2 protein-coding genes are annotated in these 1,759 nt (G+C 72.9%); both read right to left on the bottom strand.

Features of this window, described 5'->3' with window-relative positions:
• The coding region (locus G6017_RS12545; protein ID WP_182617647.1) for a hypothetical protein at positions 1 to 938 on the bottom strand (938 nt) is incomplete at its 3' end.
• A 25-nt stretch (positions 939 to 963) separates the two neighbouring features.
• Positions 964 to 1,524: a type 1 glutamine amidotransferase domain-containing protein gene (locus tag G6017_RS12540; protein WP_182611093.1), complete on the bottom strand. Its 561-nt coding sequence runs from the start codon at positions 1,522 to 1,524 to the stop codon at positions 964 to 966.
• Positions 1,525 to 1,759: the final 235 nt, after the last annotated feature.

Raw genomic sequence — 1,759 nt, 5'->3', positions numbered from 1 at the left:
TCCGCCGCACCGTCGACGCCCCACCACGCGCGGATACCTCCGGTCTCCCCGTCCCGTGCCCTCTCCAGTTGTCGGCGGACGGCGTGCCCGACGGCGGTCGGCCCGTCCCCGTAGCGCAACACGCTCACCGCCGGGATCGAGTCCAACGCCCCCGCGGTGGCGTCCTGCTCCCCGTACGGCCGCCGGCCCGGGACCACCACGAGCGGCACGTCAGCGCAGGCGGCATCGGCAACAGACGACTGGCCCCCTCCGGTGACCACCACGTCGGCCGAACACAGTTCCGGCCAGGGGTCCGCGTGCCATTCGCCGTCCGGGCCGCCCACCTCGAGCCAGTCGGCCACTCCGAGCTCGCGCGCCGTCGATCGGACCGCCCTCCAGAAGCGGTGGTCGCCGCCGGAGCCGGAGCCGTTGAGATGGACGACACGGGGACGACGACGATGCCGTGTCTCGCGGACGCGCCGCTCGAAGCGGGACACTCCGCCGATCTCCGCGACGGGGTTCTCCGTCCGCCGCAGGGTCGCCTGATGCGCTCCCGGTGGCCACGCCCCGATCAACCGCTCCGCAGCACGAACCCGCAGCAGGTGGGGCTCGTCCTCCCTCACCCCGGGCGGCAGCGTGCTGACCATCGGGATGCCGGTCATCCGCGCGGCCAGCGACATGGCGGGAGACGAATCGACCCAGAAGGCGCGGGGTCGTGCGTGGTCCATCCACGCGACGGCGGCGCGGCGCGCGGAGAGGGTGAGCTCCTCGGCGTCCTCCTCGTCATCGATGCCGGACGGGAGGTGGACGACGCGGGTTCCCGGGGGGAGGAGCGCGTCGTCGAACTGGCCCGAGATGAGCATCGTGACGTCCAGTCCCCGTTCCCGCAGGGCGCCCATCACCGGAATGGCCCGGTGGAGATGACCGCGCCCCCGGTGGTGGACGTAGACGCCGATCATCGAAACCCTCCCTAGGTCCGTCGGCTTATTCCGCTCCGCGGATCGCGCCGAGTAGTGCGTCGCAGAAGGCGGGGAGGTCGTCCGGGTTGCGGCTGGTGAACACGCCGTCCGAGCTGACCAGCTCCTCGTCCACCCACTCGGCTCCGGCGTTGACCAGGTCCGTGCGCAGGCTCGGGTAGGAGGTGACGCGGCGCCCGCGGACGACGTCGGCCTCGATCAGGACCCATGGCGCGTGACAGATGGCCAGGACGGGCTTACCCGCCTCGACCATCTCGCGGACGAGGGTCAGAGCGTGCTGGTCCTGGCGCAGAGCGTCCGGGTTGGCGACGCCGCCCGGCAGGACCAGGACGTCGACGTCGGCGGCGGTCACGTCGGCGCTCGTCCGGTCGACCGCCTGGGTGCCGGCCGGGGTGAGGTGGTCGACCAGGTCGACCTCGCCGTCGGATGTGCTGACCAGGAGCGCCGTGTGACCGGCCTCGGTCACGGCCCCCCACGGCTCGGTCAGCTCGACCCGTTCGATCCCCTCGCCGGCCACGAGGAATACGACGGTTCTGGTGTCAGTGCGTGCGTCCTGGGTCTCGGTCATAGCCTGATCGTGGGGCCGGACCCCCCAGGCCCGCAACCGGACCGCCGGTGGCCCCCGGCCCGACGGTCCGGCACGATACGTGGATGCGACGACGAGACCCGATCGACCGACGAGGACGGCGCGACCGCCGGCGAGGCGGCTGCGGCTGCTCCCTGCTCGTGCTGCTGCTCCTGGTGCTGGGGCTGGCCGTGGCCGCGGAGTTCGGCGCCCGGTGGTACCTGGCGGACCGGGCGGA

The sequence above is a fragment of the Dietzia sp. B44 genome (genome assembly GCF_014145245.1).
Taxonomy (GTDB): domain Bacteria; phylum Actinomycetota; class Actinomycetes; order Mycobacteriales; family Mycobacteriaceae; genus Dietzia; species Dietzia natronolimnaea.
This window is presented reverse-complemented; position numbering and strand designations above follow the sequence as displayed.